Raw genomic sequence first — 13,721 nt, 5'->3', positions numbered from 1 at the left:
GCCCCATCGTACGAAGCGAATCGTACGGAACTATGGCCGGGTTGCCAGCTAGCAAATTCACGGTGTCGAGTCGGCTTCTGGTGCTTGGTCGGCCTTGGAGACCGGCGGGGTGCTCTGACCGGCGGCTTTCTCGGCGGCCTGGGCCGCTTGCGCGGCCGCGCTGCCCGGGCGCTTGCGGTGCACCCAACCTTCGATGTTGCGTTGCGGACCCGCGGACACCGCGAGCGTTCCGGGCGGGACGTCGTTGCGCACCACCGTGCCCGCGCCGGTGTAGGCGCCGTCGCCAACGGTGACCGGCGCCACGAACATGGTGTCCGAGCCGGTGCGCACGTGCGAGCCGATGGTGGTCCGCCGTTTGGATTCGCCGTCGTAGTTGACGAAAACACTGGAAGCGCCGATGTTGCTGTGTTCGCCGATGTCCGCGTCCCCGACATAGGTCAGGTGCGGCACCTTGGACCCTGTGCCGATGGTGGAGTTCTTGGTCTCGACGAAGGCGCCGAGCTTGCCGTCGTCGCCCAGCACCGTGCCGGGCCGCAGGTAGGTGAACGGCCCGACGGTCGCGCCGGCACCGATCGACGACGCGGTGCCGTGGGTGCGCACCACGGAGGCGCCGTCACCGACGCTGACATCGGTCAGGGTGGTGTCCGGGCCGACGACGCAGTGGCTCCCGACCTGAGTGCGGCCGAGTAACTGCGTTCCCGGGTGGATGACGGTGTCGCGGCCGACGCTGACGTCGACGTCGATCCAGGTGGTGGCGGGGTCGACGACGGTGACGCCGGCCATCTGGTGGGTGGCGATGATGCGGCGGTTCAGTTCGGCGCCCAGCTGGGCGAGTTGGACGCGGTTGTTGACGCCGGCCACCAGCGCGCTGTCGTCGACGTGGCGGGCATGGATGGCCAGGCCGTCGCCGCGCAGGATTGCAATGACGTCCGTCAGGTACAGCTCCTGCTGGGCGTTGTTGGAGCTCAGGCGGTTCAGCGCGGAGCGCAGCGCCACGGTGTCGAAGGCGTAGACGCCGGCGTTGACCTCACGGATCTCGCGTTGCGAGGGCGTAGCGTCGGCGTGTTCCACGATCGCCATGACCTCGTCGTCCTGGGTGCGCAGGATGCGGCCATAGCCGCTGGGGTCGTCCACCGTCGTGGTCAGCACGGTGACCGCGGCCCGCGCCGCGCTGTGGGCGGCGATCAGATCGGCCAGGGTGTCGGCATCCAGCAGCGGGGTGTCGCCTGAGGTGACGACGACCATGCCGGCGTAGTCGGTTGGCAGCGCGGACAGGCCGCACAGCACGGCGTCGCCCGTGCCGCGGGGGCGGTCCTGCAGAGCCACATCGATGGGGCGTCCCAGGGCGTCGGCCCAGTCGGCGACCAGCGGCGCGATGCGCTCATGATCATGGCCCAGGACGACGGCCAGGTGCTGGGGAGCCACCTTGGTGATCGCGTGCAGGAGATGGGACAGCATGCTGCGCCCCGCGATCGTGTGCAGGACTTTCGGGGTGTCCGACCGCATCCGGGTGCCGGGCCCGGCCGCTAGCACCAGGACCGCGGTATCACCAGGAGACGACATCAACCCTCCTCTTGGATTTCTCCCGCACGGGCTGCGCGCGAAAGGCCGATACGCCGATAAGCGTGTCACTTCAGCTGCGGTGAAGGCAAAAAATCGAAGCTCCGTCGCCAGGACTCGAACCTGAACTATCTGAACCAAAATCAGAGGTGCTGCCGATTACACCACGACGGATCGCTAATCCATTGGCGAGCGGCGGGTTGATACCGACCGCGCCAAGAAGACTTTAGTCTGACCACGATGCGGCCCGCTTGTCGGCTGTTGACCGATACGCTGATTGACGTGGCCGTGCTGGACAAGGAACCGGACAAAGAGGCCCGGGCGCCGCGCGCGCGGATGACCGGCACCGAGCGCCGCCAGCAGCTCGTGGGCATCGCGCGCACGCTGTTCGCCGAACGCGGGTACGAAGGCACCTCGATCGAGGAGATCGCGCTGCGCGCCAACGTGTCCAAACCGGTCGTCTACGAGCACTTCGGCGGCAAGGAAGGCCTGTACGCCGTCGTCGTCGACCGCGAGATGTCGGCGCTGCTGGACGGCATCACGTCGTCGTTGACCAACAACCGGTCTCGGGTGCGCGTCGAGCGGGTCGCGCTGGCGCTGCTCACCTACGTCGAACAGCGCACCGACGGCTTCCGGATCATGATCCGCGACTCGCCGGCCGCGATCAGCTCGGGCACCTACTCCAGCCTGCTCAATGACGCCGTCAACCAGGTCAGCTCCATCCTGGCCGGTGACTTCTCCCGCCGTGGCCTGGATCCCGGGCTGGCTCCGCTGTACGCCCAGGCGCTCGTCGGCTCGGTGTCGATGACGGCGCAGTGGTGGCTCGATACCCGGGAGCCCAAGAAGGAAGTGGTGGCGGCCCACCTGGTCAACCTGATGTGGAACGGGCTGACGCACCTGGAGGCCGACCCTCGACTGCAGGACGAGTAGCCGGCTAACCGCAGTCTCGCGCCAGCAGGTCGGCAACGGTCTCCCGGCGAACAAGTTCGCGGGCCCGCCCGTCCTTGACCGCCACCAGCGCGGGTCGGCCCACCATGTTGTAGTTCGACGCCATGCTGTGGTGGTAGGCGCCGGTGCAGGCCACGGCCAGCAGGTCGCCGGGGTGCAGGTCCGCTGGGAGTTCGATGTCGCGCGCGATCTCGTCGCCCGCCTCACAATGTCGGCCGACGACTGTCACCCGCTGCTTGACTCCGAGCGCATGCCGGTTGGCCAGCGCCGCGGTGTATCGCGCGCCGTACAGCGACACCCGCGGGTTGTCGCTCATGCCGCCGTCGACCGCGACGAAGGTGCGTCCACCCGGCTGGGTTTTGATCGAGCACACCCGGTACAGCGTCACGCCGGCCCGGCCGCAGACGGCCCGTCCCGGTTCCACCACGATCTGCGGTCGCGGGAAATGCTCCGCGGCGCAGGCCTCGTCGAGTGCGTTTTCGATGACATCGGCCAGCTGCTCGAGGTTGAGCTCGCGGTCGCCGGAGACGTAGGGGATGGCGTGCCCGCCGCCGATGTTCAGCTCGGTGAGGATGACGCCGTGTCGGGTCCGGATGTCGGCCATCGCGCTGATCATCCGGCGGATCGCTTCGCCATAGAGGGCGGGGTCGGTGACCTGCGAGCCGATGTGGCAGTGCAGCCCGACGAGGTCGAGGATCGGGTGCGCCAGCACCCGCTGGGCCGCGACATCGGCCCGGTCGCCGTACAGCGTGAATCCGAACTTCTGGTCGCTGACACCGGTGGTGACGGCTCGGTGTCCGTGAATATCGATGTCGGGGGTCACCCGAATGAGCACCCGTTGGCGCCGCTGCGCCAGGCCGGCGAGGTAGGCGATTTCCATGCCGGAATCCACCACGATGCGTCCGACCCCGACTCGCACCGCTTCGCGCAGCTCCTCCGCCGATTTGGCGTTGCCGTGCATGACGATGCGTGCCGGATCGACTCCACCGGCAAGGGCGACGGCCAGCTCGCCGCCGGAGCACACGTCGAGGCCGAGGCCCTCTTCGCGGGCCCAGCACGCCACCGCGGTGCTCAGTAGCGACTTCCCGGCGTACACCACCTCGATCCCGCGCAGGGTCGCGCGGTAGCGACGGACGCGATGCCGAAAGTCGGTTTCGTCGATGACGTAGGCCGGGGTGTGAAACTCGTCGGCGATATCGGCCAGTGGTATACCGCCGACGCACAGCCTGCCCTCGTCGTCGGGGTGCGCGGTGATGGGCCAGATCGCGGGATCGAAACGCGGGGGAGCCGCCTGACCGACAGACGGCAGGATATCCAGCAATGTCATGAATTCAACGTGCGCCCGCGGGTAACCCCGGCGGTGCCTTCCTTACGCTCCTTTGACGGCCGCGAGCTCGATATTGACGGGGTTCGGTCTGTCCGGCCCTGTCGGACAGGGCCCCTAGAATGGGATTCATCATGACCGCACCGGGGGCTGCTCGCCCAGAAACCCCGATCGCGGGGCTCGTTGAATTGGCGCTCACCGCGCCGACCTTCCAGCAGTTGATCGACAGCGCGGCCGCGTCGCCGGCCGAGTTGAACCTGGTGGGTCCAGCCAGCGCACGGCTATTCGTCGCCAGCGCGCTGGCGCGGTTGGGTCCTCTGCTGGTAGTCACCGCGACCGGGCGCGAAGCCGACGACTTGACCGCTGAACTGCGCGGCGTCTTCGGCGATGCCGTCGCGGTCTTCCCGTCGTGGGAAACGCTGCCGCACGAGAGACTTTCGCCCGGCGTCGACACCGTCGGCGCTCGTTTGACCCTGCTGCGCCGACTGGCCTATCCCGATGACGCGCGGCTGGGTCCGCCCCTGCAGGTGGTGGTGACCGCGGTGCGCTCGCTGCTGCAGCCGATGACGCCGCAGCTGGGGCTGGTGGAGCCGGTCACGTTGAGCGTCGGTGCGGAAATCGAATTCGAGGGCGTGATCACGCGGCTCGCCGAGCTGGCCTACACCCGGGTCGACATGGTCGGCCGGCGCGGCGAATTCGCCGTGCGCGGAGGCATTCTCGACGTGTTTCCGCCGACCGCCGAGCACCCGGTGCGCATCGAGTTCTGGGGCGACGAGGTCAGCGAGATGCGGATGTTCTCGGTCGCCGACCAGCGGTCGATCCCCCAGATCGAGGTCGACACCCTGATCGCGGTGGCCTGCCGCGAACTGCTACTGACCGATGAGGTGCGGGAACGCGCCGCTGAACTGGCCGCGCGGCACACCACCCCCGAGCCCGCCATCACCGGCAGCGTCACCGACATGCTGGCCAAGATCGCCGAGGGCATCGCGGTCGACGGCATGGAGGCGTTGCTGCCGGTGCTTCGGCCCGGCGAGCACGTCCTGCTGACCGACCAATTGGCCCAGCGCACACCGGTCTTGGTCTGCGACCCGGAGAAGGTCCGCACCCGCGCCGCCGACCTGATCAAGACCGGTAGCGAATTCCTCGAAGCGTCGTGGTCGGTCGCGGCGTTGGGGACCGACGCGCCCGTCGACGTCGCGCAGTTCGGCGGATCGGGGTTCGCCGAACTCGATGACGTTCGCGCCGCGGCGGCTCGTGGCGGGCATCCGTGGTGGACGCTGAGCCAGCTGTCCGACGAGTCGGCCGTGGAGCTCGAGATCCGGTCGGCGCCGTCGGCGCGCGGGCACCAGCACGATATCGACGGCATCTTCGCGATGCTGCGCGCGCACGTCAGCACCGGCGGCTACGCCGTCGTCGTCGCACCCGGCGCCGGCACCGCGCATCGCGTGGTGGAACGGCTCGGCGAATGCGACACCCCCGCCGCCATGCTCGACTCGGGTGCCGCGCCCAAGCCCGGTGTGGTCGGAGTGCTCAAGGGACCGCTGCACGACGGCGTGATCATCCCCGGCGCCACGTTGGTGGTGATCACCGAGACGGACCTGACCGGAAGCCGGGTGACGGCCGTCGAGGGCAAACGCCTGGCGGCCAAGCGGCGCAACACCGTTGATCCGTTGGCGCTGACCGCCGGCGATCTGGTGGTGCACGACCAGCACGGCATCGGCCGGTTCGTGGAGATGGTAGAGCGCACCGTCGGCGGCGCCCGCCGCGAGTACCTGGTGCTCGAATACGCCTCGAGCAAGCGCGGCGGTGGATCAGACAAGCTCTATGTCCCGATGGATTCGCTGGACCAGCTGTCGCGGTACGTCGGCGGCCAGGCGCCCGCGCTGAGCAAGCTGGGCGGCAGCGACTGGACCAACACCAAGACCAAGGCCCGGCGCGCGGTACGGGAGATCGCCGGTGAACTGGTGTCGCTGTACGCCAAGCGGCAAGCCAGTCCCGGGCACGCATTCGGCCCGGACACCCCCTGGCAGGCCGAGATGGAAGACGCGTTCGGGTACACCGAGACGGTCGACCAGCTGACCGCCATCACCGAAGTCAAGGCGGATATGGAAAAGCCGATCCCGATGGACCGGGTGATCTGCGGCGACGTCGGCTACGGCAAGACCGAGATCGCCGTGCGGGCGGCGTTCAAGGCGGTCCAGGACGGAAAGCAGGTCGCCGTGCTGGTGCCGACCACGCTGCTGGCCGACCAGCATCTGCAGACCTTCAGCGACCGGATGGCCGGATTCCCGGTGACCGTCAAGGGCCTGTCCCGGTTCACCGACGCCACCGAATCCAAGCAGGTCATCGAGGGCCTGGCCGACGGATCGGTGGACGTGGTGATCGGCACGCACCGGCTGCTGCAGACCGGGGTGCGCTGGAAGGACCTCGGTCTGGTGGTGGTCGACGAGGAGCAGCGGTTCGGCGTCGAGCACAAGGAGCACATCAAGTCACTGCGCACCCACGTCGACGTGCTGACCATGAGCGCAACCCCCATCCCGCGGACGCTGGAGATGAGCCTGGCCGGCATCCGCGAGATGTCGACGATCCTGACGCCGCCCGAAGAGCGGTATCCCGTGCTGACTTACGTCGGCCCGCAGGACGACAAGCAGGTCGCGGCCGCCCTTCGCCGCGAGCTGCTGCGCGACGGGCAGGTCTTCTACGTGCACAACCGGGTCAGCTCGATCGACCGGGCGGCGGCCCGGATCCGGGACCTGGTGCCCGCGGCGCGGGTGGTCGTCGCGCACGGGCAGATGCCCGAAGACCGGCTGGAGCGCACGGTGCAGGGGTTCTGGAATCGCGAGTACGACATCCTGGTGTGCACCACGATCGTGGAGACCGGGCTGGACATCTCCAACGCCAACACGCTGATCGTGGAGCGCGCCGACACGTTCGGTCTCTCGCAGCTGCACCAGCTGCGCGGCCGGGTCGGCCGCAGCCGAGAGCGCGGCTACGCGTACTTCCTGTATCCGCCGCACGCGCCGCTGACCGAGACGGCCTACGACCGGCTGGCCACCATCGCGCAGAACAACGAGCTGGGCGCCGGCATGGCCGTCGCGCTGAAGGACCTCGAAATCCGCGGCGCCGGCAACGTGTTGGGAGTCGAGCAGTCGGGGCACGTCGCCGGGGTCGGCTTCGACCTGTACGTCCGGTTGGTGGGCGAGGCGGTCGAGGCTTACCGGGCCGCCGCCGACGGCCAGACGGTCACCACCGCCGAGGAGCCCAAGGACGTGCGGATCGACCTGCCCGTCGACGCGCACCTGCCGCCGGACTACATCGCCAGCGACCGGCTCCGGCTGGAGGGTTACCGTCGGCTGGCCGCGGCGGCCTCCGACGGGGAAATCGACGCGGTCGTCGAGGAACTCATCGACCGGTACGGGTCGCTGCCCGAACCGGCCCTTCGGCTGGTGGCGGTGGCGCGACTGCGGTTGCTGTGCCGCGGCGCCGGCATTACCGAGGTGTCGGCGGCGTCGGCGTCGACGGTCCGGCTGTCGCCGATGACGTTGCCGGATTCGGCTCAGGTGCGGCTCAAGCGGATGTATCCGGCCGCGAGCTACCGCGCCACGACCTCGACCGTGCAGGTTCCCATTCCGCGATCCGGCGGCGTGGGCGCGCCGCGACTGCGCGATGTCGAGTTGGTGCAGATGGTGGCCGACCTGGTGACGGCACTGCAGGGCACACCGCAGACCGACATTGGTATAACGAGTGAACTGTCGTCGTCGATGGCAAGTGAGCAGCGACAGGCGCGATGATCCGCGCCCGCGACGATGCAGTGGGGGTAGGGCCCGCTTGCGGGGGCCGAAGCGATGCGGAGGAGGGGCGCGAATGATCGTCGTCTTGTTCGACCCCCGTCGCCCCTCGCTGGTGCCCGTCGAAGCCATCGAGCACCTCAGCGGCGAGGTGCAGTACACCGAGGAGATGCCCGTCGCCGTGCCTTGGTCGCTGCCTGCGGCGCGCCCGGTGCATTCCGGCGAAGACGCCCCCGTGCTGCTGTCGTCCGACCCCGACCACCCCGCCGTCGTCGCCCGGTTGGCGGCAGGTGCGCGGCTGATCTCGGCGCCCGAGACGCCGCGTGGTGAACGGCTGGTCGATGCGGTGGCGATGATGGACAAACTGCGCACCGCCGGGCCCTGGGAAAGCGAGCAGACGCACGATTCGCTGCGCAGATTTCTGCTGGAGGAGACCTACGAACTGCTGGACGCGGTCGGCAGTGGCAGCGCAGACCAGTTGCGCGAAGAGCTCGGCGACGTGTTGCTGCAGGTGTTGTTTCACGCCCGCATTGCCGAAGATGCTCCGCATCTGCCCTTCACCATCGACGACGTCGCAACCACCCTGATGCGAAAGCTGGGCAATCGGGTACCCGGAGTACTTGCCGGGCAACCTATTTCGCTCGAAGAACAGCTGGCACAGTGGGAGGAGCGCAAGGCCGCCGAAAAGCCGCGGAAATCGGTGATGGACGACGTGCACACCGGGCAGCCCGCATTGGCGCTGGCCCAAAAGGTCATTGCGCGTGCCGGCAAAGCGGGCTTGCCCGCCGATTTGATCCCCGAGGCGATCAGCACAATTTCAGTGTCGGCCGACGTCGATGCCGAAAGTGCCCTGCGCGCGGCCGTTCTGGACTTCGTGGAAACGGTCCGCGGAGTCGAGCGGACGATCTCGGCCGCACGCCGCGGTACCGATGTTCCCGAGGAGTTCGATGTGGCCCCGGTCGGCGAGATCTCGCAGGAGGAGTGGCGTGCGCACTGGCCGGCCGATGCACCGGCATTCGAAAATCGACAGCAGGAGTCGGCGGCCGAGACCGACGCCGAGCCCCACACCGCCTTGGTCGAGGTGGAATCCAGCGCCGACGCCACGGCCGGCGACGCCTGACGAAACGGCGCCGTTTCCACCGCGCCGCCGCGCAATATCTCACACTTTCGCCTGCGAAGGCGAGGATCACCGGAATGTTTGCCGTATTTGACGTGGAGCGGTCGGTAATATCGCGGATGAGGTTGCGAATACCCGTGTTCGGGCTCGGTCTGGCCGCGCTCTCCGAGGCGACTAGCAGCTAACCGAAAATTAGCTGGATCCGACGACAGGTTGGTGCGGCGAGGCCCGAGACGACCGGGTAGTTCCCGAATGCGTGGGACGATGGTGTGGCGGAAGTTGGTGCAGGCGAGTGTGGGGAGCCCAGGAAGCATGGTGTCGCCGAGGCGTTGGATGCGCGCGGCCGCCGTGATTGGCGCGACCTCGATCGTGCTGGCTTCTAGCTGTACCTGGCAGCTCAGCCTGTTCATTCCCGACGGCGTCCCGCCACCGGCCGGGGATGCCGTGCCGGCGGTGGACACTCATGCCACTGGCCGGCCCGCGGATCAATTGCGGGAGTGGGCTCAGCAGCGGTCGGCGGGGCTGGAGATCCCGGTGATCGCGCTCGAGGCCTACGCCTACGCCGCCCGGGTCGCCGAAGTCGAAAACCCGAAATGCCACATCGCGTGGACCACTCTTGCGGGCATCGGCCAGGTCGAGAGCCATCACGGCACCTACCGGGGCGCGCGGCTGGCGCCCAACGGCGATGTGAGCCCCCCGATCAGGGGTGTCCGCCTCGACGGCAGCGGCGGCACGCTGCGCATCGTCGACGCCGAGGAAAGCGTCACCGACGACGACGGTGTGACGCGGGCCATGGGTCCGATGCAGTTCATCCCGGAGACGTGGCGGCTCTACGGTGTCGACGCTCACAACGACGGCCGGGTGAGTCCGGACAACATCGACGATGCCGCGCTCGCGGCGGCGGGCTATCTATGTTGGCGCGGAAAGGATCTCGCAACGCCCCGCGGCTGGATCACCGCGCTGCGTGCCTACAACAATTCCGGTGTCTACGCGCGCGCGGTCCGCGATTGGGCGACCGCCTACGCAAAAGGTCACCCGCTGTAGCAGGATGTATCGCTGACCGGCGAAAGCACGCACCGGCGACCCACCAAGTTCAGGCAAGGAGAACTCAGTGCCGATTATCGAGCAGGTCGGGGCCCGCGAGATCCTCGACTCCCGCGGTAACCCGACGGTCGAGGTCGAGATAGCCCTGATCGACGGAACCTTTGCCCGCGCGGCGGTGCCGTCCGGCGCGTCGACGGGCGAGCACGAGGCGGTCGAGCTGCGCGACGGCGGCGAGCGTTACGGCGGCAAGGGCGTGCAGAAAGCGGTGCAGGCTGTGCTGGACGAAATCGGTCCCGCGGTGATCGGCCTGAACGCGGATGATCAGCGGTTGGTGGACCAGGCGCTGCTGGATCTGGATGGCACCCCCGACAAGTCGAGGCTGGGCGGCAACGCGATTCTGGGTGTGTCCCTTGCGGTGGCCAAGGCGGCCGCCGATTCCGCCGAGCTGCCGCTGTTCCGTTACCTCGGCGGCCCGAATGCGCACATTCTGCCGGTGCCGATGATGAACATCCTCAACGGCGGCGCACACGCCGACACCGCCGTCGACATCCAGGAGTTCATGGTCGCACCGATCGGTGCGCCCAGCTTCGCCGAAGCGTTGCGCTGGGGCGCCGAGGTGTATCACGCGCTGAAGTCGGTGCTCAAGAAGGAGGGGCTGAGCACGGGCCTGGGCGACGAGGGGGGCTTCGCCCCCGATGTCGCGGGCACCACCGCGGCCCTGGATCTGATCAGCCGGGCCATCGAATCGGTCGGTTTCAAGCTCGGCGCCGACGTGGCGTTGGCCCTCGACGCGGCCGCCACCGAGTTTTTCACCGACGGGACCGGCTACCAGTTCGAGGGTGCCACGCGCACCGCCGAGCAGATGGCCGAGTTCTACTCCGGTCTGCTCGGCTCGTATCCGCTGGTGTCCATCGAAGACCCACTGTCAGAAGACGATTGGGACGGCTGGGCGACGTTGACCGCGTCGATCGGCGAACGGGTGCAGCTGGTCGGCGACGACATCTTCGTCACCAATCCCGAGCGGCTGGAAGAGGGCATCGACAAGGGCGTCGCAAACGCGTTGCTGGTCAAGGTGAACCAGATCGGCACGCTGACCGAGACACTCGACGCCGTCGCGCTGGCCCACCACAGCGGCTATCGCACGATGATGAGCCACCGCAGCGGCGAGACCGAGGACACCACCATCGCCGACCTGGCGGTAGCCGTCGGCAGCGGGCAGATCAAGACCGGGGCGCCGGCTCGCAGCGAGCGCGTCGCCAAGTACAACCAGCTGCTGCGGATCGAAGAGGCGCTCGGTGACGCCGCACGCTACGCCGGCGACCTGGCCTTCCCGCGGTACGCCGTGGAGGCGAAATAGCTTGACGTCCAACGGCTGACATGGCTGACGCGAAACGGCCCGACTCGAAGCGGCGCTCCCCGGCATCCCGCCCGGGGAAGGCCGGTGATTCGGGTCGGGGCCGTCCCACGGCCAAGCCGTCCTCCAAGCCGTCTTCGCGTACGTCCTCCACGGCCAACCAGGCCGGGCGGACCCCCACGCGAACGCAGCAAGAGCATGTCGTCGAACCCATCACGCGCCAAGCCGCCCAATCCCTCGAGCAGCGCTCCGAACAACGACTGGGTTTCACCGCGCGCCGCGCGGCGGTGCTGGCGGCGGTGATCTGCGTGCTGACGCTGACCATCGCCGGCCCGGTGCGCACTTACTTTGCGCAGCGCACGGAGATGAATCAGCTGGCCGCCACCGAGGCCGCGCTGCGCAGTCAGGTCGCTGACTTAGAGCAGCGGAAGGCCAAACTTGCTGACCCGGCGTACATTGCGGCGCAGGCTCGCGAACGGCTCGGCTTCGTCAAGCCCGGAGACATCCCGTTCCAGGTTCAGCTTCCGCCGTCGGCGGCCCAGCCCACGGAGCCGGGATCTCCGTCGGCGAAGCCGGCCAACGGTGAGCCGTGGTACACGTCGCTGTGGCACACCATCGCGGACACTCCGCACCTGCCTCCGGCCAATCCCCCGCCCCCTCCGGCCGAACCGGCACCAGCCGGTCCGGTGCCGACAGCGAATCCCACGGGTCCCGGTGGTTGATCATGCCGACCTGGAGGCGGTGGCGCGCCAGCTCGGGCGCGAGCCGCGCGGGGTGCTCGAAATCGCCTACCGGTGTCCCAACGGTGAGCCGGGCGTGGTGAAGACGGCGCCGAAACTGCCTGACGGCACGCCGTTTCCGACGTTGTACTACCTGACCCATCCGGCGCTGACGGCCGCCGCAAGCAGGCTGGAGACCACGGGGTTGATGCGCCAGATGACCGAGCGGCTGGCCCAGGACGCGGAGTTGGCGGCCGCGTACCGGCGCGCCCACGAGTCGTATCTCGCCGAACGGGACGCGATCGAATCACTGGGGACCACGTTCTCCGGCGGCGGAATGCCTGACCGGGTCAAGTGTCTGCATGTGCTGATCGCCCATTCGCTGGCCAAGGGTCCCGGCGTCAATCCGTTCGGGGACGAGGCGCTGGCGATCCTGGCCGACGAGCCGGCGATGGCGGGCATTTTGGCGGCCGGGCAATGGTAAGCGGCCGGCTCGCGGGAATCGACTGCGGTACCAACTCAATCCGGTTGCTGATCGCGGACTTCGACGGTGGCCGGTTACGCGATGTGCACCGGGAGACGCGGATCGTGCGGCTGGGGCAGGGTGTCGACGCGACGGGTGAGTTCGCCGCGGACGCGATCGCCCGTACCCGCGCGGCGCTCACCGATTACGCGGCCTTGATCAACGCGCACGGTGCGCGGCGCGTGCGAATGGTGGCCACATCCGCGGCCCGCGATGTCGCCAACCGCGACGCGTTTTTTGCGATGACGGCCGACGTGTTGGGCGCGGTGCTGCCTAAAGCGGTGGCAGAGGTGATTACCGGCGCTGAAGAGGCCGAGCTATCCTTCCGCGGAGCGGTCGGCGAGTTGGACAGTGCTGTCGGCCCTTTCGTCGTCATCGACCTGGGTGGCGGCTCCACCGAGATTGTGGTCGGCGCCGATGCCGAAGACGGCGTGACGGCCAGCTACTCGGCCGACATCGGCTGCGTCCGGCTGACCGAGCGTTGCCTGCATTCGGACCCGCCGACGCCCGAGGAGGTCGCGGCGGCGCGCCGGGTGGTACGCGAACGGCTGGAGGCCGCGCTGGGGGTCGTGCCCGTGGAGGGGACGAAGACGTGGGTGGGGCTGGCCGGGACCATGACTACGTTGTCCGCACTGGCGCATAATCTGACGGCGTATGACTCTGCCGCCATTCATCTTTCGCGTGTTCCCGGCCACGACCTGCTGGCGGTGTGCGAACGGCTGATCGGCATGACACGAGCCGAGCGTGCGTCGCTGCCGCCTATGCACGAGGGTCGGGCCGACGTGATCGGCGGGGGTGCGATTGTGGTCGAGGAGTTGGCGCGCGAGCTGCGCGAGCGAGCGGGCATCGACGAGCTGACGGTCAGCGAGCATGACATCCTGGATGGCATCGTGTTGTCCATCACCGAATAAATCACACTTGCCACATTGGCCTCTGGGAAAGTGGGTACATCTTTTGCCCGCCTCATAGCGACAGCTCGGTCGGTGTCGGACCCGTGTGCAACGGTCGGGGGATGAGCTATTCACTCAGAGGGATCGAACTGCGCTACGTGTTGGCGATGCAGTTGGCGGTGCATGGACCGGCCACCATCACGGAGCTGACTGAAGCGCTTGACTGGCATGGGTTTTGCGTCCGGGCCAGACCGTCGAAGGTGATCTCGGATGCACTGCGGTGGGAAATCGAACGAGGCCGGGTAACGAGACTCGGACGGGGCCGGTACGGGCCGGGATACATGCCGCGTGGCACCGAACACCGAATTCACCAAAGGGTTTTAACGTTGCGGGAGGCGGCTGCCTCAGTTGTCGCTATGAGGCGGGCACTTGACTAACCCACCTGTGCGGGGGC

At 68.2% G+C, this 13,721-nt stretch carries 11 protein-coding genes and 1 tRNA gene; 9 read left to right on the top strand and 3 right to left on the bottom strand.

Going from position 1 to position 13,721, the window contains the following annotated elements; genetic code table 11:
- Positions 1–57: 57 nt before the first annotated feature.
- On the bottom strand, positions 58–1,563 hold the full coding sequence (glmU, locus tag AC5Y4F_RS02730) for a bifunctional UDP-N-acetylglucosamine diphosphorylase/glucosamine-1-phosphate N-acetyltransferase GlmU (RefSeq protein ID WP_067930321.1): 1,506 nt from the start codon (positions 1,561–1,563) through the stop codon (positions 58–60).
- 99 nt (positions 1,564–1,662) lie between these two features.
- A tRNA-Gln gene (locus tag AC5Y4F_RS02725) sits at positions 1,663–1,734 on the bottom strand.
- A gap of 162 nt (positions 1,735–1,896) precedes the next feature.
- On the opposite strand from AC5Y4F_RS02725, the gene AC5Y4F_RS02720 reads away from it, so the two are divergent.
- The gene (locus tag AC5Y4F_RS02720) at positions 1,897–2,490 is read left to right on the top strand and encodes a TetR/AcrR family transcriptional regulator (protein ID WP_156656103.1); all 594 of its coding nucleotides are present in this window, start codon (positions 1,897–1,899) and stop codon (positions 2,488–2,490) included.
- Between the two features lie 4 nt (positions 2,491–2,494).
- Here the strand turns inward: AC5Y4F_RS02720 and lysA are convergent, their stop codons facing one another.
- Positions 2,495–3,835, bottom strand: coding sequence for a diaminopimelate decarboxylase (gene lysA / locus AC5Y4F_RS02715; RefSeq protein ID WP_499995024.1), 1,341 nt, complete (start codon positions 3,833–3,835; stop codon positions 2,495–2,497).
- 131 nt (positions 3,836–3,966) lie between these two features.
- Between lysA and mfd the strand changes: the two genes are divergently transcribed.
- The 8 genes from mfd (at position 3,967) to AC5Y4F_RS02675 (ending at position 13,704) form a co-directional block, all read left to right on the top strand.
- Positions 3,967–7,623 (top strand): transcription-repair coupling factor, encoded by a 3,657-nt coding sequence (mfd, locus tag AC5Y4F_RS02710; protein ID WP_499995022.1) that lies wholly within the window; start codon positions 3,967–3,969, stop codon positions 7,621–7,623.
- A gap of 73 nt (positions 7,624–7,696) precedes the next feature.
- A complete protein-coding gene (locus tag AC5Y4F_RS02705; protein WP_067940104.1) occupies positions 7,697–8,740 on the top strand; it encodes a nucleoside triphosphate pyrophosphohydrolase in 1,044 nt (347 codons plus the stop codon).
- 312 nt (positions 8,741–9,052) lie between these two features.
- Positions 9,053–9,781, top strand: a complete 729-nt coding sequence (locus AC5Y4F_RS02700; RefSeq protein WP_156750235.1) for a lytic transglycosylase domain-containing protein — start codon at positions 9,053–9,055, stop codon at positions 9,779–9,781.
- Between the two features lie 67 nt (positions 9,782–9,848).
- Positions 9,849–11,138, top strand: coding sequence for a phosphopyruvate hydratase (eno, locus tag AC5Y4F_RS02695; RefSeq protein ID WP_499995019.1), 1,290 nt, complete (start codon positions 9,849–9,851; stop codon positions 11,136–11,138).
- A 20-nt stretch (positions 11,139–11,158) separates the two neighbouring features.
- Positions 11,159–11,857: an FtsB family cell division protein gene (locus tag AC5Y4F_RS02690; RefSeq protein WP_067940110.1), complete on the top strand. Its 699-nt coding sequence runs from the start codon at positions 11,159–11,161 to the stop codon at positions 11,855–11,857.
- Positions 11,850–12,338 (top strand): DUF501 domain-containing protein, encoded by a 489-nt coding sequence (locus tag AC5Y4F_RS02685; RefSeq protein WP_499995017.1) that lies wholly within the window; start codon positions 11,850–11,852, stop codon positions 12,336–12,338. The genes AC5Y4F_RS02690 and AC5Y4F_RS02685 overlap by 8 nt, the downstream gene beginning before the upstream one ends.
- The gene (locus AC5Y4F_RS02680; protein WP_499995015.1) at positions 12,332–13,288 is read left to right on the top strand and encodes a Ppx/GppA phosphatase family protein; all 957 of its coding nucleotides are present in this window, start codon (positions 12,332–12,334) and stop codon (positions 13,286–13,288) included. The genes AC5Y4F_RS02685 and AC5Y4F_RS02680 overlap by 7 nt, the downstream gene beginning before the upstream one ends.
- A gap of 101 nt (positions 13,289–13,389) precedes the next feature.
- Positions 13,390–13,704, top strand: a complete 315-nt coding sequence (locus AC5Y4F_RS02675; protein WP_499995011.1) for a hypothetical protein — start codon at positions 13,390–13,392, stop codon at positions 13,702–13,704.
- The last annotated feature ends 17 nt before the right edge of the window (positions 13,705–13,721 follow it).

Source organism: Mycobacterium sp. NGS56 (assembly GCF_059812425.1).
The sequence above is the reverse complement of the archived record's forward strand: the minus strand, read 5'-3'. Positions and strand labels throughout refer to the sequence as shown.